At 74.9% G+C, this 24218-nt stretch carries 1 protein-coding gene; it reads left to right on the top strand.

From position 1 onward, the window contains the following. Positions 1-53 precede the first annotated feature (53 nt). On the top strand, positions 54-24182 hold the full coding sequence (locus ACZ4FH_RS30715; RefSeq protein WP_467309041.1) for a type I polyketide synthase: 24129 nt from the start codon (positions 54-56) through the stop codon (positions 24180-24182). Positions 24183-24218 lie beyond the last annotated feature (36 nt).

The following is a 24218-nucleotide window of genomic DNA, read 5'->3' as shown; positions in this document are numbered from 1 at the left end:
AAAGCCGAAGCTACCGTCTCCCGTGGCGACGCCAACAGGAGACGGTCCGTACGGTGAACGAGGACAAGCTTCGCGACTATCTCAAGTGGACGACGGCCGACCTTCACGAGACCCGCAAGCGGCTCCGTGAAGTGGAGGACGCGGCCCGGGAACCCATCGCGATCATCGCGATGAACGGCCGGTTCCCCGGCGGCGTCCGCTCGTCCGAGGATCTGTGGCAGCTCGTCGTGGACGGGGTGGACGCCATGTCCCCCCTCCCGCGCGACCGCGGCTGGGACCTGACCCTGCCCGGCATCGGCCCCGGCACCCACGGGGGATTCCTCGACGGCGCCGGGGACTTCGACGCCGCCCTGTTCGGGATCTCGCCCCGCGAGGCCCTGGCCATGGACCCCCAGCAGCGGCTGCTCCTCGAAGTCGCCTGGGAGTCCCTGGAGCGCGCCGGCATCGCGCCGATGGCCACGAAGGGCGGCAAGATCGGCGTCTTCATGGGCGGCTCGCCGTCCCGTTACGACGTCCTCCTCGACGCCGACGACGAACTCGGCGGCTACATCATGACCGGCAGCGCGGGCAGCGTCCTGTCCGGCCGCATCTCGTACGCGCTCGGGCTCGAAGGCCCCGCCGTCACCGTGGACACCGCCTGCTCGTCCTCCCTGGTCGCCCTCCACCTCGCGGCCCAGTCGCTGCGGGCCGGGGAGTGCGAACTCGCCCTGACCGGCGGCACCACCATCATGTCGACGCCCGGCGCCTTCGTGGAGTTCGAACGACAGGGCGGCATGGCCGGCGACGGCCGCTGCAAGGCCTTCTCCGACGACGCGGACGGCACGGGCTGGGGCGAGGGCGTCGGCGTCCTCGTCCTGGAACGGCTCTCGGACGCCCGGCGCAACGGACACGAGATCCTCGCCGTCGTCCGGGGCAGCGCCGTCAACCAGGACGGTGCGTCGAACGGGCTCACCGCCCCCAACGGCCCGTCCCAGCAGCGGGTCATCCGCCAGGCCCTCGCCAACGCCCGGCTGTCCCCGGCGGACGTGGACGCCGTCGAGGCGCACGGGACGGGCACGAAGCTCGGCGACCCCATCGAGGCGCAGGCGCTCCTGGCCACGTACGGCCAGGACCGCCCCGAGGACCGGCCGCTGTGGCTCGGCTCCATCAAGTCGAACATCGGGCACACCCAGGCCGCGGCCGGTGTCGCCGGCGTCATGAAGATGGTCCTCGCCCTGCGCAACGGCCTCCTCCCGAAGACCCTCCACGCCGGGACCCCGTCGTCGCACGTGGACTGGTCCGAAGGCGCCGTCGAACTCCTCGACCGGGCACGCCCCTGGGCACCCGGCGAGCACCCGAGGCGTGCCGGTGTCTCCGCGTTCGGGGTCAGCGGCACCAACGCCCACGTGATCATCGAAGAGGCCCCGGCCGCCGAGGAGTCCCCGGAGCCCGGCCAGGAGCCGGCCGCCGCCCCGGACCCCCTCACCCTGCCCCTGGTGCCCTGGCCGGTCTCCGCGAAGACGGCGGCCGGGGTCGCGGGCCAGGCCCGCAGCCTGGCCGCCGGTGCCGCCGCCCTGGACGCGGCCGACGTCGGACTCACCCTGGCCACCACCCGGGCCGCCCTGGAACACCGCGCCGTCGTCCTCGGCACCGACCCCGAGCACCTGCGCGCCCAGCTCGCCGACACCCTCGTCCCCGTCGAGACCCGAGGTGGCCGGACCGGCTTCGTCTTCTCCGGCCAGGGCGGCCAGCGGCTCGGCATGGGCCGTGAACTGGCCGACGCCTTCCCGGTGTTCGCGGAGGCCCTGGACGAGGTGTGCGGTCACTTCGACGGTTTGCGCGAGGTGATGGACGGCGACGCGGAGGCGCTGAAGAACACCGGCTGGGCGCAGCCCGCACTCTTCGCCGTCGAGGTCGCGCTCTTCCGGCTCGTCGAGTCCTGGGGCGTCCGCCCCGACTACCTGGTCGGCCACTCGGTGGGTGAGCTGGCCGCCGCGCATGTGGCCGGGGTGCTGTCCCTCGCGGACGCCGCCCGCCTGGTCTCTGCCCGTGCGCAGTTGATGCAGGCGCTGCCCTCCGGCGGTGCGATGTGGGCCGTACGCGCCACGCTCGACGAGGTCACCCCGCTGCTGGCCGAGGGCGTCTCGGTCGCCGCGGTCAACGCGCCCGGCCAGGTCGTGCTGTCCGGCACGCGCGAGGCCGTCGAAGCGGTGGCCGCGCAGCTCACCGGGCGTCAGGCCCGCTGGCTGGAGGTCAGCCACGCCTTCCACTCCTCGCTGATGGACCCGATGCTGGCCGGGTTCGGTGCGGCGGCGGAGGAGCTGACGTACGAAACGCCCCGCATCCCGATCGTCTCGACGCTGACGGGCGAGCTGAACGAGGAGTTCACGGCGGCGTACTGGGTGGACCAGGTGCGCGGCACGGTCCGGTTCGCCGACGCCGTCGCCCGGCTGAAGAACCTGGGCGTGACCCGTCTGCTGGAGCTGGGCCCGGACGCCTCCCTCGTCGGGGCCGTCGGCGAGGCGAGCGACGACACGGTGTCCGCCGTCGCGCTGCTCCGCCGCGACCGGCCCGAGGGCCCCGCGGCCGTGACCGCGCTGGCCCGGTTCTGGGCGGAGGGCGGCACGGTCGACTGGGCGGCGTTCTTTGCCCCGACGGGTGCCCGGGTCGTCGATCTGCCGACGTATGCCTTCCAGCATCAGCGCTACTGGCCGGATGTGCGGCGGGCGGCGGTGGTGGCGGCTCCGGCGGCCGACTCCGCTTTCTGGGACGCGGTGGAGCGCGGTGACGACGAGCTGTTCGCGGCCGAGTTCGGCGTCGATGCCGGAGCGCCTCTGCGGGAGACCCTTCCGGCCTTTGCGGCCTGGCAGCGGCGGCGCCGCGAGCGCGAGGCGGCGGACAAGCTGCGGTACGAGGTGTCCTGGACGCCCGTCCAGGCGTCCGCCGTCGATGTCTCGGGCGGCGGCTGGCTGATCGTCGAGCCCTCGGACACCGAGGACGCCTGGGCGGACGCGCTGGCCGGCGAACTGACCGGGCGCGGCGCACAGGTCACCCGGCTGCGCCTCGGCTCCGGCGATCTGGAGCGGCCGGCGCTGGCCGCCCGGCTCGGTGAGTTCACCGGTCACGCCCGGGTGGTGTCCTTCCTCGGCCAGGACGAGTCGGGCCCGGCCGGTGTGGCCGCCTCGGCCGTTCTGGTGCAGGCGCTCGGGGACGCGGGGGTCGTCTGCCCGGTGTGGTCGGTGACCGCCGGAGCGGTGTCCGCCGGTCCGGGGGATGCGGTGTCGCATCCGGTGCGGGCCGGTGTGTGGGGCCTCGGCCGGGTCGTGGCCCTGGAGGAACCGGGGCGCTGGGGCGGGCTGGTCGACGTTCCGGAGTCGGTGTCGCGGGAGGCTGTCGGCCGTCTGGTCGAGGTGCTGTCCGGTGGGTACGGCGACGAGGACGAGATTGCCGTACGCGGCGCAGCCGTTCTCGGCCGCCGTCTCGCACCGGCCGTCGTGCGGCCGGGGGAGGCGTCCTGGTCGCCGTCGGGGACCGTGCTGGTCTCCGGCGGTACGGGGGCGCTCGGTGCCCGTGTCGCGCGCTGGGCAGTGGAGCGGGGCGCCGAGCGCGTCGTCCTCATCAGCCGGCGTGGCCCGGAGGCCGAAGGCGCTTCCGAGCTGCGGGAGGAGCTGTCGGCGCTGGGCGCCGAGGTCGACGTCGTCGCCTGCGACGTCTCCGTACGGCAGGACGTGGACGCCCTCTTCGAGCGCTTCGACATCTCCGCCGTCGTCCACACCGCCGCCGTCCTGGACGACGGAGTGGTGGACGGACTGACCCCTGAACGCGTGGCCGGTGTCTGGGGCGCGAAGACGCAGGGTGCCTGGAACCTCCACCACGCCTCTCTGGGCCGCGAGTTGGACGCGTTCGTGCTGTTCTCGTCGGCTGCCGGTGTGTGGGGCGGTGCGGGGCAGGGCGCGTACGCGGCGGCGAACGCGGCGCTCGACGGACTGGCGGAGCACCGCCGGGCGCAAGGGCTGCCCGCGTCCTCGATCGGCTGGGGGCCGTGGGCGGAAGGCGGGATGGCGGACGACGCCACCGTCCTCGCCCGCATGGACCGGGGCGGCGTACGGCCGCTGGACCCCGCCACCGCGCTCAACGCCCTCGGATCGGCGGCGGGGTGCGTGACGGTCGCGGACATGGACTGGGAGCGGTTCGTTCCCGGAGTGACCGCGCTGCGCGCCAACCGGCTCTGGGACGAGGTCGCCCCGCGCAGCCTCACCACGACCGAACCGCGCACGGCCACCGGCGCGCTGAAGGAGCGCTTCGCCGGGCTGGCCCCCGCCGCCCGCCGCACGGGGCTCATGGAGACCGTGCGCGGACTGGCCGCCACGGTGCTCGGCTTCGACGAGCCGACGGCCGTCGGGGTCTCCACGGCCTTCCGCGACCTGGGCCTCGACTCATTGATGGCGGTGGAACTGCGCAACGCCCTCACCACGGCCTCGGGCCTGAAACTGCCGTCGACGGTGGTCTTCGACTTCCCGTCCGTGGAGGCGCTGACCGACGAACTGCTGTCCCGGCTCTTCGGTACGGAGGACGAGGCGGCGGCCCCGGCCGTGCTGTCCGTGCCCCGGGCCGTGGCGGACGATCCGGTGGTCGTGGTGGGCATGGGCTGCCGCTTCCCGGGCGGCGCGGACTCCCCGGAGGCGCTGTGGCGCCTGCTGTCCGAGGGCACCGACGCCCTCGGCGGCTTCCCCGCCGACCGCGGCTGGGAACAGATCGGTCTGACCGGTGGCGGCTACACCCCGGTCGGCGGCTTCGTCGAAGGCGCGGCGGACTTCGACGCCGGGCTGTTCGGCATCTCGCCGCGCGAGGCCCTGGCCATGGACCCCCAGCAGCGGCTCCTCCTGGAAGTCGTCTGGGAGTCCCTCGAACAGTCCGGCGTCGCGCCGTCCTCGCTGCGCGGCCTGCCCGTCGGCGTCTTCGCCGGCACGAACGGGCAGGACTACCCGGCCCTGCTCGGTCTGACCGGCGAGTCGGGCGACGGCTACGGCGGCACCGGCAGCTCGGGAAGCGTCCTGTCCGGCCGCGTCTCCTACGCGCTCGGCCTCGAAGGCCCGGCCGTCACCATCGACACCGCCTGCTCCTCCTCCCTCGTCGCCCTCCACCTCGCCGCGCAGGCGTTGCGCGCGGGGGAGTGCGATCTCGCCCTGGCCGGCGGGGTGACGATCATGTCCACGCCCGGCGCGTTCATCGAGTTCGAACGCCAGAACGGTCTGGCCGGGGACGGCCGCTGCAAGGCGTTCTCGGACGACGCGGACGGCACGGGCTGGGGCGAGGGCGTCGGCGTCCTCGTCCTCGAACGGATGTCGGACGCGCGCCGCAAGGGCCACCAGGTCCTCGCCGTCGTCCGGGGCAGCGCCGTCAACCAGGACGGTGCGTCGAACGGGCTGACCGCGCCGAACGGTCCGTCGCAGCAGCGGGTCATCCGCCAGGCGCTGGCCACGGCCGGGCTGTCGCCCGCCGAGGTGGACGCGGTGGAGGCGCACGGTACGGGGACGACGCTCGGCGACCCGATCGAGGCGCAGGCCCTGCTTGCCACGTACGGCCAGGACCGGCCCGACGGACAGCCGCTCTGGCTCGGCTCGATCAAGTCGAACATCGGACACACCCAGGCCGCCGCCGGGGTCGCGGGCGTCATGAAGATGATCCTGGCGATGCGTCACGCGACGCTCCCCAGCACCCTGCACGTCGGCACCCCGTCCACCCATGTCGACTGGACGGAGGGCGCGGTCGAACTGCTGGACCGGGCGCGTGCCTGGGCGCCCGGCGAGCGGCCGAGGCGGGCCGGTGTGTCCGCGTTCGGGGTCAGCGGCACCAACGCCCACGTGATCATCGAGGAGCCCCCGGCCCTGCCGCCGGAATCCGACGCGGCCCCCGAGTCCGCGCTGCCCCTGGTGCCCTGGCCGGTGTCGTCGAAGACGGCGGCCGGACTCACGGACCAGGCCCGGCGCCTGGCCGCGGCGGCCGACGGACTGGACGCGGCCGACATCGGCCTCTCCCTGGCCACGACCCGGTCCGCCCTGGAGCACCGGGCCGTCGTCCTCGGCACGGACACCGACACCCTGCGCACCCGGCTCGGCGAACACCTGGCCCCGGTCACCGCCCGCGACGGCCTCACCGGCTTCGTCTTCTCCGGCCAGGGCAGCCAGCGCCTCGGCATGGGCCGTGAACTCGCGGACGCCTTCCCGGTGTTCGCGGAAGCCCTGGACGAGGTGTGTGCGCACTTCGACGGGCTGCGCGAGGTGATGAACGGTGACGCGGAGGCGCTGAAGAACACCGGCTGGGCGCAGCCCGCCCTCTTCGCCGTCGAGGTCGCGCTCTACCGCCTGGTCGAGTCCTGGGGCGTCCGCCCCGATTTCCTCGTCGGCCACTCGGTCGGTGAGCTGGCCGCCGCGCACGTCGCCGGTTCGCTCTCCCTGGCCGACGCCTGCCGGCTGGTCTCCGCCCGCGCGACCCTGATGGCGGAACTGCCCCCGGGCGGTGTGATGTGGGCCGTACGGGCCACGCTCGACGAGGTCGCCCCGCTGCTGGTCGACGGCGCGTCCGTCGCGGCCGTCAACGCCCCCGGCCAGGTCGTCGTCTCCGGCACGAACGAGGCCGTCGAGGCCGTCGCCACGCAGCTCATCGGCCGTGAGGGCCGCTGGCTCCCGGTCAGCCACGCCTTCCACTCGCCGCTCATGGACCCGATGCTGTCCGACTTCGCGGCGGCGGCGGGCGCGCTGACGTACGACACCCCGCGCATCCCGATCGTCTCCACCCTCACCGCCGAACCGGTGACCGGGTTCACCGCCGCCTACTGGGCCGACCAGGTGCGCGGCACCGTCCGCTTCGCCGACGCGATCACCCGGCTCAAGGGCCTCGGCGTCACCCGCTTCCTCGAACTCGGCCCGGACGCGAGCCTGGTGGGCGCGATCGGCGAGACCGACGAGGACGCCTTCGCCGTCGCCGCGCTCAGCCGCAAGCAGCCCGAGCCCGTCACCGCCGTGACGTCCCTGGCCCGGCTCTGGGCGGCCGGGGCGGACGTCGACTGGGCGGCGTTCTACGCCCCGACCGGGGCCCGGATCGTCGAGCTGCCCACGTACGCCTTCCAGCACCGGCGCTACTGGCCGGAAGCACGCCGGGCAGTCGTGGAGGGCACCCCGGCGGCCGACGCCGCGTTCTGGGAGATCGTCGAGGGCGGCGACCCGGCGGCCTTCGCCCAGGCGCTCGGCCTCGCCCCCGACGCCGGACCGGACAGCGTCCTGGAGGCCCTGCACGCCTGGCAGCGGCGCCGTGGCGAGAGCGCCCACGTGGACCGGCTCGCCCACCGCATCGACTGGACCCCCACCGGAACGGTCACCGGACCGGCGGTCTCCGGGACCTGGCTGGTCGTGGAACCGGACACGGCCGGGACCGACGAGCCGTGGGCCGACGCCGTCGCCGCCGAACTCGTGGCGCGCGGCGCCCGGGTCACCCGGCTGCGACTGGACCCCGGCACCCTGGACCGGACCGCCCTGGCCGCCCGCCTCACCGAGTCCACCGGCGACGGCGGCCCCACCCACGTGGTGTCCTTCCTCGGCCAGGACGAGCGGGAGCACCCCGGCCGCCCCGGTCTCACCCACGGCCTCACGGCCACCACCCTCCTGGTGCAGGCCCTGGCCGGCACCGGGGCGGACGCCCGCGTGTGGTCCGTGACCTCCGGCGCGGTGTCCGCGGGCGCGGGCGACGCGCTCACACACCCCGCACGGGCCGCCGTCTGGGGCCTGGGCCGGGTCGCCGCCCTGGAGGAGCCCGAGCGCTGGGCCGGTCTCGTCGACGTGCCCGAGCGGCCGTCGGACTCCGCCACCGCCCGGCTCACCGACGTCCTGACCGGCGGCGCCGACGGCGAGGACCAGCTCGCCGTACGCGGCGGAGCCGTGCTCGGCCGCCGGCTCGTCCCGGCCCCCGCACGGCCCCTCGGCGGCACGGGATGGACGCCCACGGGCACCGTCCTCATCACCGGCGGCACCGGCGCGCTCGGCGCCCGGGTGGCCCGCTGGGCCGTGGACCGCGGCGCCCGGCACCTCGCGCTCGTCAGCCGCCGGGGCGAGGACGCCCCCGGCGCCGCCGCCCTGCGCACGGAGCTGGAGGCGGCCGGCGCGACCGTCACCTTCGCCGGCTGCGACCTCGCCGACCGCACCTCCCTCGCCTCCGCCCTCGACCTGATCGAGGCGGACGGACCGGCGATCCGGTCCGTGTTCCACACGGCCGGCCTCACCGAGGGCGTCGCCTTCGCGGACACCGACGCCGACTCGCTCGCCGCGATGCTCGGCGCCAAGGCCGCCGGAGCCGCCCACCTCGACGCCCTGCTCGGCGACCGCGACCTCGACGCGTTCGTGCTCTACTCCTCCATCGCCGCCACCTGGGGCAGCGGCGGCCAGAGCGGCTACGCCGCCGCCAACGCACGCCTCGACGCCCTCGCCGCACAGCGGCGCGCCCGGGGCCGGGCCGCCACCTCCCTCGCCTGGGGCCCCTGGGACGGCGGAGGCATGGCCGCCGCCGAAGGCGCCCAGGACGATCTGCGCAGGCGCGGACTGACCGCCCTGCCGCCCGACGACGCGATGGCGGCGCTGGAGTCCGCACTGGACTCGGGCGAGCCCGCCGTGACCGTCGTGGACATCGACTGGGACCGCTTCCTGCCGACCTTCACCCTGCGCCGGCCCAGCGCCCTGTTCGCCGCCTTCGACCCGGCCCGCGCTTCCCGCCCCGACGCCGGCCGGGACCGTACGCCCGGCACCGACGGCGACGCGACCTCCGACCGGCTGCGCGAGGAGCTGAGCGGCCTCGACGACCGGGACCGCCGCCGCCGTGTCCTCGCCCTCGTGCGCGGCGAGGCCGCCGCCGTCCTCGGCCATGCCAACGCCACGGCCATCGACCCCGAACACGCCTTCCGCGACCTCGGCTTCGACTCGCTGACCGCCGTCGAGTTCCGCGACCGGCTCCGTGTCGCGACCGGCCTTCCGCTCCCCGCCACCCTGGTCTTCGACCACCCGACCTCGGCCGTCCTCACCGACCACCTCGTCGGCCGGCTGCTCGGCACCGAGCACCGCCCCGAACAGGCCGAGGCCGCCCGCGCGGCCCTGGACGAACCGGTCGCGATCGTGTCGATGGGCTGCCGCTTCCCCGGCGGCGCCACCGACCCGGAAAGCCTGTGGCGGCTGGTCTCCGGAGCGGCCGACGCCATCACCCCGTTCCCCACCGACCGGGGCTGGGACCTCGAAGCCCTCGACGCGTCCGGTTCCGACTTCACCCGCGAGGGCGGCTTCCTGCCCGGCGCGGCCGACTTCGACGCCGCGTTCTTCGGGATCTCGCCGCGCGAGGCCCTGGCCATGGACCCGCAGCAGCGCCTCCTCCTCGAAGTCGCCTGGGAGTCCCTGGAACGCGCGGGCATCGCCCCGCTCTCCCTCAAGGGCGACACGGTCGGCGTCTTCGTCGGCGCGGGCAGCTCCGGCTACCTCAGCCAGGTCAACGACGTGCCCGACGGCGTAGGCGGCCACCTCATCACCGGCAACTCCGGCAGCGTCCTGTCCGGCCGCATCTCGTACGCCCTCGGGCTGGAAGGCCCTGCCGTCACCGTCGACACGGCCTGCTCCTCCTCGTTGGTCGCCCTGCACCTCGCCGTGCAGGCGCTGCGCTCCGGCGAGTGCTCCCTCGCCCTCGCGGGCGGTGCCACGGTCATCGCGGGCCCGGACGCCTTCATCGACTTCGCCCATCAGGGCGGGCTCGCCACCGACGGCCGGTGCAAGGCGTTCTCCGACGACGCCGACGGCACCGGCTGGAGCGAGGGCGTCGGCCTGCTCCTGGTGGAGCGGCTGTCGGACGCCCGCCGCAACGGCCACCAGGTCCTGGCGGTCGTGCGCGGCACGGCGGTCAACCAGGACGGTGCGTCCAACGGTCTGACCGCGCCGAACGGCCCGTCCCAGCAGCGCGTCATCCGCCAGGCCCTGGCCAACTCCGGCCTGACGGCCGCCGAGGTGGACGCGGTGGAGGCCCACGGCACCGGCACCAAGCTCGGTGACCCGATCGAGGCGCAGGCGCTCCTGGCCACCTACGGCCAGGACCGTCCCGACGGACAGCCACTGTGGCTGGGTTCGGTCAAGTCGAACATCGGGCACACCCAGGCGGCGGCCGGGGTCGCGGGCATCATGAAGATGGTCCTCGCCCTCCACCACGCCGAACTGCCCCGCACCCTGCACGCCGCCACTCCGTCCACGCACGTCGACTGGACGGCCGGCGCGGTCGAACTGCTCGCCGAGGCCCGCCCCTGGCCGCGCGGCGCACGCCCGCGACGGGCCGGCGTCTCGGCCTTCGGCGTCAGCGGCACCAACGCGCACGTCATCGTCGAAGAGGCCCCCGCCCCGGAACCGCAGGCCGTGACGGTCACGGACCCGGTCGCGCTTCCCGTCGTCCCCTGGGCCGTCTCGGCCCGCTCCGCCGAGGGCCTGGCCGCCCAGGCCGGGCGACTGGCCGACGCGGTGGCGGACCTGGACGCGGCCGACGTCGGCCGGTCCCTCGTCACCACCCGGTCCTTCCTGGAACACCGGGCCGTCGTCCTCGGCACCGGCACCGCCGAACTCCGCACCCGCCTGGAGGCCCTGGCCTCCGGCGAACCGACCCCGGGCCGGGTCACCGGCCTCTCCCGCGAGGGCCTGACCGGGTTCGTCTTCTCCGGCCAGGGCGGGCAACGCCTCGGCATGGGCCGTGAACTGGCCGACGCCTTCCCGGTGTTCGCGACCGCTCTGGACGAGGTGTGTGCGCACTTCGACGGGTTGCGCGAGGTGATGGACGGTGACGCGGAGGCGCTGAAGAACACCGGCTGGGCGCAGCCCGCGCTCTTCGCCGTCGAGGTCGCGCTCTACCGGCTCGTCGAGTCCTGGGGCGTCCGCCCGGACCACCTGATCGGCCACTCGGTGGGCGAACTGGCCGCCGCGCATGTGGCCGGGGTGCTGTCCCTCGCGGACGCCGCCCGCCTGGTCTCCGCCCGCGCGACGCTCATGCAGGCGCTGCCCTCGGGCGGCGCCATGTGGGCCGTACGCGCCACCGCCGACGAGATCACCCCGCTGCTGGTCGACGGCGCGTCCCTGGCGGCGGTCAACGCCCCCGGCCAGGTCGTCGTCTCCGGCACTCGCGAAGCCGTCGAAGCGGTCGCGGACCGGCTCACCGACCGTCAGGGCCACTGGCTGGAGGTCAGCCACGCCTTCCACTCGGCCCTGATGGACCCGATGCTGGCGGACTTCGCGACGGTGGCGGGCGAGCTGACGTACGCGGCACCCCGTATCCCCATCGTGTCGACGCTGACCGGTGAAACCGTCACCGAGTTCACCGCCGCCTACTGGGCGGACCAGGTGCGCGGCACGGTCCGCTTCGCCGACGCCGTCACCCGGGCCAAGGACCTCGGGGTCACCCGCTTCCTCGAACTCGGCCCGGACGCGAGCCTCGTGGGCGCGATCGGCGAGACCGACGACGAGGCCTTCGCCGTATCGGCACTGAACCGCAAGCAGCCCGAGCCCACGACCGCCGTCACCGCGCTCGCCCACCTCTGGACGCACGGCGCCGAGGTCGACTGGGAGGCGTTCTACGCGCCGACCGGCGCCCGTACCGTCGCGCTGCCCACGTACGCCTTCCAGCACGAGCGCTACTGGCTGGAGGGCGGCGCCGGGATCTCCGACGCCGGCACCCTGGGCGCCGAACCGCTCAAGCACCCCCTGCTGAGCGCGGCCGTGGAACTCTCCGACGGCGGCGGGCACGTCTTCACCGGCCGGATATCCGACCGCACCCACCCCTGGATCGCCGAGCACCGGGTCGCGGGCGAAGCCGTGTTCCCCGGCACCGGATACGTCGAACTCGCCGTCGCCGCCGGAGACCACCTGGCCTGCGACCGCATCGAGGAACTGATCCTGGAAGCGCCGCTCGTCCTGCCCGAACAGCAGGCCGTCCAGGTGCAGGTCATGGTCGAGACCCCCGACGCGACCGGCCACCGCGCCTTCCGCATCAGCTCCCGCAGCGGCGCACAGCCGTGGACCCGGCACGCCAGCGGCGTCCTCGGCACCGTCCCCGGGCCCGCGCACACCGGGCTCACCGCCTGGCCGCCCGCCGGGGCCACCCCCGTCACCATCGACGGCCACTACCCGGCCCGCGCCGAGAACGGCTTCGGCTACGGCGCCGTCTACCAGAGCCTCAGCGCCGTCTGGCGGCGAGAGGGCGCGCTGTACGCCGAAGTCGCGCTCGGCGACACGTTCCGCGCCGAGGCCGACCGGTTCGGCCTCCACCCCGCCGTCCTCGACGCCGCCCTCCAGGCACTCTCCTACGACGCGAACGCGGACGGCGCCGCACGCCTCCCGTTCGTCTGGAGCGGCATCACCCTCCACGCCAGTGGCGCCTCCCTGCTGCGCGTCGCCCTCACCCCGGGCCCGGTCGACGGCGCGTTCACCGTCACCGTCGCCGACACCTCCGGCGAGCCCGTGCTGACGGCGGACGCGCTGACCCTGCGCCCCTACGACGGCACCCCGTTCTCCGCCCCCGACCGGGCACCGGCCACGGCCGCCGAGACCCCGGCACCCCGCCGCACCGGCCGCCGCAAGGCCGCCGCGGCCGTCTCCGGCGGCGCCCAGGCGCTCCGCGACCGCCTCGCCGCCCTGCCCAGGACCGAGCAGCGCGACGCCCTCCTGGAGATCGTGCGCCGCCGGGCCTCGATCGTCCTCGAACAGCCGCCCACCCAGGCCATGAACGCGGAACTGCCCTTCCGCGAACTGGGCTTCACCTCCCTCACGGCCGTCCACCTCCGCGACGCGCTCATGGAGGAGACCGGTCTGCGGCTGCCCGCCACACTCGTCTTCGACTACCCGACCCCGCGCGCCCTCGTCGACCACATCCGCGACGCCCTCCTCGGCGGACCCGAGCCCGGCACCTCCCCGGCCGCGCGCACCCGCACCGCCGCCGACCTGGACGACCCCATCGCCATCATCGGCATGAGCTGCCGCTACCCCGGCGGCATCCAGACCGCCGAAGACCTGTGGCGCCTCGTCTCCGACGGCACCGACGCGATCTCCGGCTTCCCGACCGACCGCGGCTGGGACCTGGAGGCCCTGTACGACCCGGACCCGGACAACCCCGGCACCTGCTACGTCCACGAGGGCGGCTTCCTGCACGACGCCAGCCGGTTCGACGCGGGCTTCTTCGGCATCAGCCCGCGCGAGGCCGTCTCCATGGACCCCCAGCAGCGGCTGCTCCTGGAGACGTCCTGGGAGGCCATGGAGCACGCCGGCTTCGACGTCCACACCCTGCGCGGCAGCAGCACCGGCGTCTTCGCCGGTGTCACCTACCAGGACTACGGCGGCCTGCTCGCCGCGGCGAAGGAGAGCTCCGAGGGCTTCCTCGGCACCGGCAACTCGCCCAGCGTGCTCTCCGGCCGCGTCTCGTACTCCTTCGGCCTCGAAGGCCCGGCCGTCACCATCGACACCGCCTGCTCCTCCTCCCTGGTGGCCCTCCACTCGGCCTGCCAGGCGCTCCGCGAGGGCGACTGCACGATGGCGCTCGCCGGCGGGGTGACCGTCATGTCGACCCCGATCTCGCTGATCGAGTTCAGCCGTCAGCGCGCCCTCGCCGAGAACGGCCGCTCCAAGCCGTTCTCCGACGACGCCGACGGAGCGAGCTGGGGCGAAGGTGTCGGCATGCTCCTCCTGGAGCGGCTGTCGGACGCCCGCCGCAACGGCCACCAGGTCCTGGCGGTCGTGCGCGGCACGGCCGTCAACCAGGACGGTGCGTCCAACGGTCTGACCGCCCCGAACGGTCCGTCCCAGCAGCGCGTCATCCGCCAGGCCCTCGCCAACTCCGGCCTGACCGGCGCGGACATCGACATCGTGGAGGCCCACGGCACCGGCACCTCGCTCGGCGACCCGATCGAGGCCCAGGCCGTCCTGGCGACCTACGGCCAGGAGCGCACCGACGACGACCCGCTGTGGCTGGGCTCCATCAAGTCGAACATCGGCCACTCCCAGGCCGCGGCCGGTGTCGCGGGCATCATCAAGATGGTCCAGGCGATACGCCACGGCCTGATGCCGAAGTCGCTGCACCTCGGCACCCCGTCCTCGCGCGTGGACTGGACCGAGGGCGCCGTCGAACTCCTCGCCGAGGCCCGCGACTGGCCGCGCGGCACACAGCCCCGGCGCGCGGCCGTGTCGGCGTTCGGCATGAGCGGCACGAACGCCCACGTGATCCTGGAGGAGGCGCCCGCACCGGAGAGCCCCGAACCGGCCCCCGCCGAGCCCCTTTCCGCGGAACCGCTGTCGGCGGTGCCGTGGATCCTGTCGGGCCGGAGCGCCGAGGGCCTGCGCGGCCAGGCCGCCGCGCTGGACGCCCTGACCGACGCCGACCCGGTGGCGGTGGGCTGGTCCCTGGCGACCACCCGGGCCCGCTTCGAGCACCGCGCCGTCGTCCTCGGCCCGTCCTACGCGACCGGCCTCGGCGCCCTGGCAGCGGACGCCCCCGCCGCCGGAGTCGTCTCCGGGGTCTCCGGCCCGGTGGGCCGCTCGGTGTTCGTCTTCCCGGGCCAGGGCGCGCAGTGGATCGCCATGGGGGCCCGGCTCCTCGATGAATCGGTCGTGTTCGCCGGGGTCGTGGCCGAGTGCGAGGCCGCGATGGGCGAACTCGTGGACTGGTCGGTGACCGATGTCCTGTCCGGGGTGGAGAGTGCTCCGTCCCTGGAACGGGTCGATGTGGTGCAGCCCGCCTCCTTCGTGGTGATGGCCGGGCTGGCGGCCGTATGGCGGTCCTACGGCGTCAAGCCGGCCGCCGTCGTCGGTCACTCGCAGGGTGAGATCGCCGCCGCGTATGTGGCGGGTGCGTTGTCGCTTGAGGACGCGCTGCGGATCGTGTGCGTGCGGAGCCGGGCGATTGCCGGGCTGGCCAGTGGTAACGGGACGATGGCGTCGGTCGGTGCCGGGGTCGCTCAGGTCGAGGAGATTCTGGAGGCGTGGGGTGACCGGGTGTCGGTCGCCGCTGTCAACGGCCCGTCCCAGGTGGTTATTTCGGGTGAGGTCGAGGCCGTGGAAGAGGCCGTGGCCCGGTGTGTGGAGCTGGGGTTGCGGGCGCGTCGTATCGCGGTGGACTACGCGTCACACTCGCCCGCGATGGATGTCCTGCACGACGAGCTGACGACCAGTCTGGCGGGGATCACCCCGCAGGCCGGGACGATTCCGCTGCTGTCGACGGTGACGGGTGAGTTCACCGACGGCTCCGACATGACCACCGACTACTGGGTGACCAATCTCCGTTCCCAGGTCCGCTTCGCGCAGGCGATCGAGAAGCTGGCGGGGGAGGGCTACGGCGTCTTCGTCGAGGTTTCCTCGCATCCGGTGCTGTCGGCCGCGATCGAGGAGATAGCCGACGAGGGAATCGTCACCGGGTCGCTCCGCCGTGACGACGGCGGCCTTGACCGGTTCCTGGCCGGTGTGGCCGAGCTGTGGGTGCACGGTGTGGACGTCGACTGGACGGCCGCGTTCCCGGAGACCCGACCCGCCCGCGTCGACCTCCCCACGTACGCCTTCCAGCGCCGCCCGTACTGGCCGGAGTTCGACACCGCGCCCGCGGTGACCGCCGACGGCGGCACGGCGGCGGACCGGGAGTTCTGGGCGGCGGTGGAGCGGGCCGACGCGGAGGCGCTGGCCGGGACGCTGGACGCGGAGGCGTCGGTCATCGATCCGCTGCTGCCCGCGCTCGCGGACTGGCGGCGCAAGCAGCGCGAGCAGGACACCACCGACGCATGGCGCTACCGGGTCAGCTGGACCCCACTGTCCCCGGCCGACGGAGCACCGCTCACCGGCACCTGGCTGCTCGTCACCCCCGAAACCGAAACCGAGGACGGGGGTACGGACGCACCGTCCGCCACCGACGTCTGGGCCGACACCCTCGCCCAGGAACTGTCCGGCCGGGGCGCGCGCGTCCGGTTCCTGAGGCTCGACGGGGCCGCGCAGGACCGCGCGACCCTCACCGAACGGCTCAACGGCCTCATCGGGGCCGGCACCTCCGAAGGCGCCCAGGACACCGGATCCACGGACCGCGACGCGTACGCCGGAGTCGTCTCGCTGCTGGCCCGGGACGAACGGCCCACCGACGGGCTGTCCGGGCTGCCCCGGGGCCTGGCCCGCACCGTCGCCCTGACCCAGGCGCTCGGGGACGCGGGCATCGCCGCCCCGCTCTGGGCGCTGACCTCCGGGGCGGTCGCGGCGGCCCGCTGGGACGTCGTCACCCGGCCCGCCCAGGCGGCGGTGTGGGGGCTCGGGCGCGTGGCCGCGCTGGAGCACCCGGACCGCTGGGGCGGACTGGCCGATGTCCCGGAGACCGCCGACGCGCGGTCCGCACGCCGCCTGGTGAACGCCCTCGCCGCGGGCGACGAGGACCAGATCGCGCTGCGCGCCTCGGGCCTCTTCGCACGGCGGCTCGTCCGCGCCCCGCACCCGGCGGCCACGGACCCGGGCACCGGCTGGACGCCCACGGGCACCGTCCTCGTCACCGGCGGCACCGGCGCCCTCGGCGCCCGGATGGCCCGCTGGGCGGCCGGGAACGGCGCCGCGCACCTGGTGCTCACCAGCCGCCGGGGCGCCGACGCCCCCGGCGCACCGGAACTCGCCCGGGAGCTGGAGGAACTCGGCGCCCGGGTCACCCTGGCGGCCTGCGACATGGCCGACCGCGCCCAGGTCGCCGCCCTCCTCGGCGGGCTCGCCGACGACGAGTCGGCCCCGCTGACGGCGGTCGTCCACGCGGCCGGTGTGCTCGCCGACGGCATCCTCGACGCGCTCGGCCCCGAGCGCATCGCCCAGGTCATGGCACCCAAGGCGCACGCCGCCCTGCTCCTGGACGAGACGGTCCGGGACCTCGGCATCCGGCTCGACGCGTTCGTCCTGTTCGCCTCCACCGCCGGCATCTGGGGCGGGCCCGGCCAGGCGAACTACGCCGCCGCCAACGCGGTCCTGGACGCCCTGGCCGAGCGCCGCAGGGCCGACGGACTCGCCGCCACCTCGATCGCGTGGGGCCCCTGGTCCGACGAGGGCATGGCCGACAGCGCGGCCGTCGAGGCCCGCCAGCGCAAGGGCGGGGTCCACGCACTGGCCCCCGAATCCGCCGTCGCCGTCCTGCGGCAGGCGGTCGGGGAGGACGAGGCCACCCTCACCGTGGCCGCCATCGACTGGGCCGTCTACGCGCCCGCGCTCACCGCGAGCCGCCGCTCCACGCTCCTCGACGGCATCCCGGAGGCCCGCACGGCCCTGGAGGCCGCGAGCACCGGCACCGCCACCGGCAGCCCGGACTCCCTGGCCGCCCGGCTCGCCGGACTCACCGAGGCCGAACGGGAACGCGAACTGCTCGACCTCGTACGCGGCCACGTCGCCGCCGTCCTCGGCTTCGCCGCCCCCACCGACGTGGACCCGGCGCGCGTCTTCTCGGACATCGGCTTCGACTCACTGACCGCGATCGAACTGCGCAACCGGCTCAACACGGCGACCGGACTGCGGCTGCCCGCCACGCTGATCTTCGACCACCCGACCCCGACCGCCCTGACCCGGCTGCTGCGCGAGGAACTCGTCGGCCTCGCCGACCCGGCCCCCGCCGCCGCACTCCCGGCCACCACCGCCGCCCCCACCGGCCGCGACGACGACCCGGTCGCCATCGTCGGCATGAGCTGCCGCCTCCCCGGCGGCGTCTCCTCACCGGACGAGCTGTGGCGGCTGGTCTCCGAGGGCGTCGACGCGATCACCGACTTCCCGGACGACCGGGGCTGGGACATCGACGGGGTGTACGACCCCGACCCCGACAAAGCCGGGACGACGTACACCCGGCACGGCGGATTCGTCCACGGCATCAGCGAGTTCGACGCCACGCTCTTCGGCATCAACCCGCGCGAGGCGCTGTCCATGGACCCGCAGCAGCGGCTGCTCCTGGAGACCGCGTGGGAGGCCACGGAACGGGCGGGCATCGACCCGCTGTCCCTGGCCGGGAGCCGGACGGGCATGTTCGCCGGCAGCAACGGCTCCGACTACGGCGGACTGCTCATCGCCTCCCCGCAGGGCGCGGACGGCTACTTCATGACCGGCAACGCCTCCAGCGTCCTGTCCGGCCGCGTCGCGTACACCCTCGGACTCGAAGGCCCGGCGGTCACCGTCGACACGGCCTGCTCGTCCTCGCTCGTGGCCCTGCACCTGGCCGCGCAGGCCCTGCGCGGCGACGAGTGCGACCTCGCCCTCGCGGGCGGTGTCACGCTCATCTCGACGCCCACCCCGTTCGTCAGCTTCAGCCGGCAGCACGGCCTCGCCGTCGACGGCCGCTGCAAGGCGTTCTCGGACGACGCGGACGGCACGGGCTGGGGCGAGGGCGTCGGCGTCCTCGTCCTCGAACGCCTCTCCGACGCCCGCCGCAACGGCCACCAGGTCCTCGCGCTCGTCACCGGCAGCGCCACCAACCAGGACGGTGCGTCGAACGGGCTGACCGCGCCGAACGGTCCGTCGCAGCAGCGGGTCATCCGCCAGGCGCTGGCCACGGCCGGGCTGTCGCCCGCCGAGGTGGACGCGGTCGAGGCGCACGGTACGGGGACGACGCTCGGTGACCCGATCGAGGCGCAGGCCCTGCTTGCCACGTACGGCCAGGACCGGCCCGACGGACAGCCGCTCTGGCTCGGCTCGATCAAGTCGAACATCGGGCACACCCAGGCCGCCGCAGGCGTGGCCGGGCTGATCAAGATGGTGCAGGCCATGCACCACGAGGTCCTGCCCGGCACCCTGCACGTCAGCGAGCCGTCGACCCACATCGACTGGACGGCCGGAGCGGTGGAACTGCTCGCCGAGGCCCGTCCGTGGCCGCGCGGCGAACGGCCGAGGCGCGCGGGCGTCTCGTCGTTCGGCATCAGCGGCACCAACGCGCACGTCATCATCGAGGAGGCGCCCGCCGCCGCCCCGGTGCCGGAACCGTCCGTGGACGTCACCCTCCCGGTGGTGCCCTGGCCGGTGTCCGCGAAGACGCCCGCCGCCGTCGCCGCCCAGGCCGGACGACTGGAGTCCGGCACGGACGGCCGCGGCGCCGTGGACATCGGACTCTCCCTGGCCACGACCCGCGCCGCCCTGGACCACCGCGCCGTCGTCCTCGGCACCGGCACCGACGACCTGCGGACGGAACTGTCGGCCCTGGCCGCCGGCGAACCCACCCCCCGCACCCTCACGGGCCGCGCCCGCGCCGGCGCCACCGCGTTCGTCTTCTCCGGCCAGGGCGGACAGCGCCTCGGCATGGGCCGCGAACTCGCCGCCACCTTCCCGGTGTTCGCGGAGGCGCTGGACGAGGTGTGCGCCCACTTCGACGCCCTGCTCGACCGGCCCCTGCGCGACGTCATGTTCGAGGACGCGGAGGCACTGAAGAACACCGGCTGGGCGCAGCCCGCCCTCTTCGCCGTCGAGGTCGCGCTCTTCCGGCTCGTCGAGTCGTGGGGTGTGCGCCCCGACCGTCTCGCCGGTCATTCGGTGGGTGAGCTGGCCGCCGCACATGTCGCCGGGGTGCTGTCCCTGGCCGACGCCGCCCGGCTCGTCGCCGCCCGCGCGCGGCTGATGCAGGACCTGCCGTCCGGCGGTGCGATGTGGGCCGTACGCGCCACGCCCGACGAGGTCACCCCGCTGCTGGTGGAGGGCGTTTCCGTAGCTGCGGTCAACGCGCCCGGCCAGGTGGTGCTTTCGGGCACCCGTGAAGCCGTCGAAGCGGTGGCCGCGCAGCTCACCGGGCGTCAGGCCCGCTGGCTGGAGGTCAGTCACGCCTTCCATTCCTCGCTCATGGACCCGATGCTGGACGCCTTCGCGGCCGTCGCCGCCGAGGTGGCGTACGAGACGCCTCGTGTCCCGATCGTGTCGACACTGACCGGCGAACCCGTCACCGAGTTCACCGCCGCGTACTGGACCGAGCAGGTCCGTGGCACCGTCCGCTTCGCGGACGCGGTGACCCGGCTGAAGGATCTCGGGGTCACCCGGTTCCTGGAGCTGGGCCCGGACGCCACCCTCACCGGTGCCATCGACGAGACGTACGACGGCGACGTCCTCGCCGTGTCCGCGCTGAACCGCAAGCAGCCCGAACCCGCGACCGCCGTCACCGCGCTCGGACACCTCTGGACGCACGGCACCGAGGTCGACTGGGCGGCGTTCTACGCCCCGACCGGGGCACGGGTCACCGATCTGCCCACGTACGCCTTCCAGCACCAGAGCTACTGGCCGCAGGCCCCCGTGCGGCATCGCGGCGACGTGACCGCCGCCGGGCTCGCCGACGCGGGGCACCCGCTGCTCGGCGCCGCCGTCCCGCTGGCCGGGGACGACGGGCGGCTGTTCACCGCGCGCATCGGCGTCCGGGACCTGCCGTGGCTCGCCGACCACGAGGTGATGGGCACGATCCTGTTCCCCGGCACCGGCTTCCTGGAGCTGGCGATGCGCGCGGGCGACGAGGTCGGCTGCGACCGGGTCGAGGAACTGACCCTGGCCGCCCCGCTGGTCCTGCCCGCCGACGGCGGCACCGTGCAACTACAGCTCCGGGTCGCCGCCCCCGACACGACCGGCCTGCGCCCGCTGACCCTGCACGCCCGCCGCGACGACGCCCCCGCCGACACCCCGTGGACCCTGCACGCCACCGGGCTCCTCGGCGACGGCCGGCCGGAAGCGGCCCACGACCTGGCCGCCTGGCCGCCGCCCGGCGCCGAGCCCGTCGACGTCTCCGAGTTCTACGCGATGTACCGGCAGGGCGGATTCGCCTACGGCCCCTCGTTCCAGGGGCTGCGCCGCGCCTGGACCACCGGCGACGAGGTCTACGCCGACGTGGTGCTCGACGAACCCCACGCCACCGACGCCGCCGCCTACGGACTGCACCCGCCGCTGCTCGACGCGGCGCTCCAGGCGCTGACCTTCCTCGCCCTCGACGGCAGCGGCAAGAGCAGACTGCCGTTCTCCTGGTCCGGCGTCTCGCTGTACGCCTACGGGGCGTCCAGCCTGCGCGTACGGCTCGCCAAGGCCGGACCCGACGCGCTGACCCTGGACCTCGCCGACGGAACCGGACAGCCGGTCGCCCGGGTGGAGTCCCTGGCCATGCGCCAGGTGTCGGCCGCGCAGCTGCACGGCTCCCCGGCCACGGCCGCCCGCCCGCAGGACGTCTTCCGGCTCGACTGGCTCCCGGTGTCCCTGCCGGACACCGCCCCGGTCACCGGCCGTACATGGGCGGTGCTCGGCGACACCGGCACCGGCATCGACCCGCTGGGGCTCGCGGACGCGCTGGAGGCCCGGCTCGTGCCCGCCCTGGACGCGCTCGGCGCCGAAGAACCCGTCCCCGACGTGGTGTTCGTCCCCTGCGGGGGCACCCGCTCCTCCGGTGCGGCCGACGCCGGCACCATGGCGGCCGACGTCCGCGACCTGACCGCCCGCGTCCTGGACCTCCTCCAGCACTGGCTCTCCGACAGCCGGTACGCCTCCGCCCGGCTCGTCCTCGTCACCAGCGGCGCCGTCGCCGCCGGTGACCCCGACGGGCCCGGCGATCCGGCCGCCGCCGCCGTCTGGGGCCTCGTCCGCTCCGCCCAGTCGGAGGAGCCCGGCCGCTTCGTGCTCGCCGACATCGGCCCCGGCACCCTCACCGACGGAACCGCGGCCGGACTCCTCGCCGCCGTCCTCGCCTCCGACGAAGCCCAGGTCGCCGTCCGCGACGGCGCGGTCCGGGCCGCCCGGCTCGTCCGGCCCGCCCCGGACGACAGCCTGCTGCCCCCGGCCGGTGCCGAGGCCTGGCGCCTCGACAGCACCGCACGCGGCAGCCTCGCCAACCTCACCCTCGCCGCCGACCCCGAACTGCTGGAACCCCTCGGACCCGACCAGGTCCGCGTCGCCGTGAAGGCCGCCGGACTCAACTTCCGGGACGTGCTCAACGCCCTCGACATGTACCCCGGAGAGCCCGGACCCATGGGCGTCGAAGGCGCCGGCGTCATCACCGAAGTCGGCCCGGACGTCACCGGGTTCGCCCCCGGCGACCGCGTCCTCGGCATGTTCGGCAAGGCCTTCGGACCGGTCTCCGTCGCCGACCGCCGCATGATCGCCCGGATGCCCGAGGACTGGACCTTCGAACAGGCCGCGTCCGTCCCCGTGGTCTTCCTGACCGCCTACTACGCACTCGTCGACCTCGCCGGACTCAAGCCCGGCGAATCCGTCCTCGTGCACGCCGCGGCCGGCGGCGTCGGCATGGCCGCCGCCCAGCTCGCCCGGCACCTCGGCGCCGAGGTCTACGGCACCGCGGGCCCCGCCAAGCACGACACCCTGCGTTCCCTCGGCATCGACGACGCCCACCTCGCCTCCTCCCGCGACCTCGCCTTCGAGGACCACTTCCGCACGACCGCGGGCACCGGCGGCATCGACGTCGTCCTCAACTCACTCGCCCGCGAGTACGTGGACGCCTCGCTGCGGCTGCTCGGCGGCGGCGGACGGTTCCTCGAAATGGGCAAGACCGACGTCCGCACCCCGCAGAGCATCGCCGACGCCCACCCCGGCGTCAGCTACGCCGCGTTCGACCTCATCGAGGCCGGACCCGAACGCATCGGCGAGATGCTCGCCGAGATCCTGCGCCTCGTCGAAACGGGCGCCCTGCACCCGCTGCCCCTGGCCACCTGGGACGTGCGCCGCGCCCCCGAGGCGTACCGGCACGTCAGCCAGGCCCGACACATCGGCAAGGTCGTCCTCACCCTCCCCGGCCGCCCCGACCCGGACGGCACCGTCCTCGTCACCGGCGGCACCGGCGGCCTCGGCCACTACGTCGCCCGCCACCTCGTGGAACACCACGGAGTCCGCAACCTGCTGCTCACCAGCCGCAGCGGCCCCCGGGCCGAGGGCGCCGAAGGCCTCGCCGCCGAACTGGAGAAGCTCGGCGCCCGGGTCCGCATCGAGGCGTGCGACGCCGCCGACCGGGACGCACTCGCCCGCACCCTCGCCACCGTCGACGAGGAACACCCGCTCACCGCGGTCGTCCACGTCGCCGGAGTCGTCGACGACGGGGTCATCCCCTTCCTCACCCCCGACCGCCTCGACACCACCCTGCGGCCCAAGGCCGACGCCGCCCTCAACCTCTACGAACTGACCAAGGACAGCGGCCTCGCCGCCCTCGTCCTCTTCTCCGGCGCCGCCGGCACCCTGGGCGGCGCGGGCCAGGCCAACTACGCGGCGGCCAACGCCTTCCTGGACGAGTTCGCCCGCTGGGCACGCCACCGCGGCGTCCCCGCCGTCGCCCTGGCCTGGGGCCCGTGGATCGCCGACCGGGGCATGACCGGGCACCTCACCGACAACGACATCGCCCGCATGGCGAAGGCCGGACTCCAGCCCCTGGACGCACCGGCCGGACTCGCCCTGCTCGACTTCGCCCTGACCACCGACGAAGCCGCCCTGCTCCCGATGCGCCTGGACACCTCACCGCGCGCGTTCACCGCCGGACCCGTCCCCCCGATGCTCCGCCACCTCGCGGGCAGCGCCGCACCCCGGCGCACCCAGGCCGCCACCGCGGCCGCCCCCGAACCGGCCGCCGCACTCGCCGACCGGCTGCGCGCCCTGCCCGCCGCCGACCGGACCGACCACCTGCTCGACCTGGTCTGCGCCCAGGCCGCCGCCGTCCTCGGCCACGGCTCGGCCGACGACATCGACCCGGACGAGGCCTTCCTCGGCTTCGACTCCCTCACGGCCATCGAACTGCGCAACCGCATGGGCGCCCTCACCGGCACCCGGCTGCCCGCGACGCTGGTCTTCGACTACCCGACCCCGGCCTCGCTCGTCGCGTACCTGCTGGCCGACCTCGTCCCCGACACCGCACCCGACCCCGGCCCGGCCACCGCACCCGGCACCGTCGCGGACACCTCCACGGCCGGATCCGCGGCCCTGGACGAGATCGAACGGCTGGAACAGACCCTGGACCGGCTCGCCGGCTCCGGCGACGCCACCGTGCGGCAGCGGCTGCGCGCCCTCGCGGAACGGTGGGGCGACGGGGCCGGGACCCCAACGACGACGGGCGCGGAGAACGGACCGCCCGCGGACGACGACGAGGCCGACGCACTCGCGTCCGCGACGGCCGACGAACTCTTCAGAATGATCGACGGCGAATTTGGTGGGACGTCTTGAGCGAGAACCGCGTGGTCAACGCCGACGACGAGCAGC

This window comes from Streptomyces sp. NPDC024555 (genome assembly GCF_055559335.1).
Note: the sequence above shows the minus strand (reverse complement) of the source record. Positions and strands in the feature narration are given on the sequence as shown.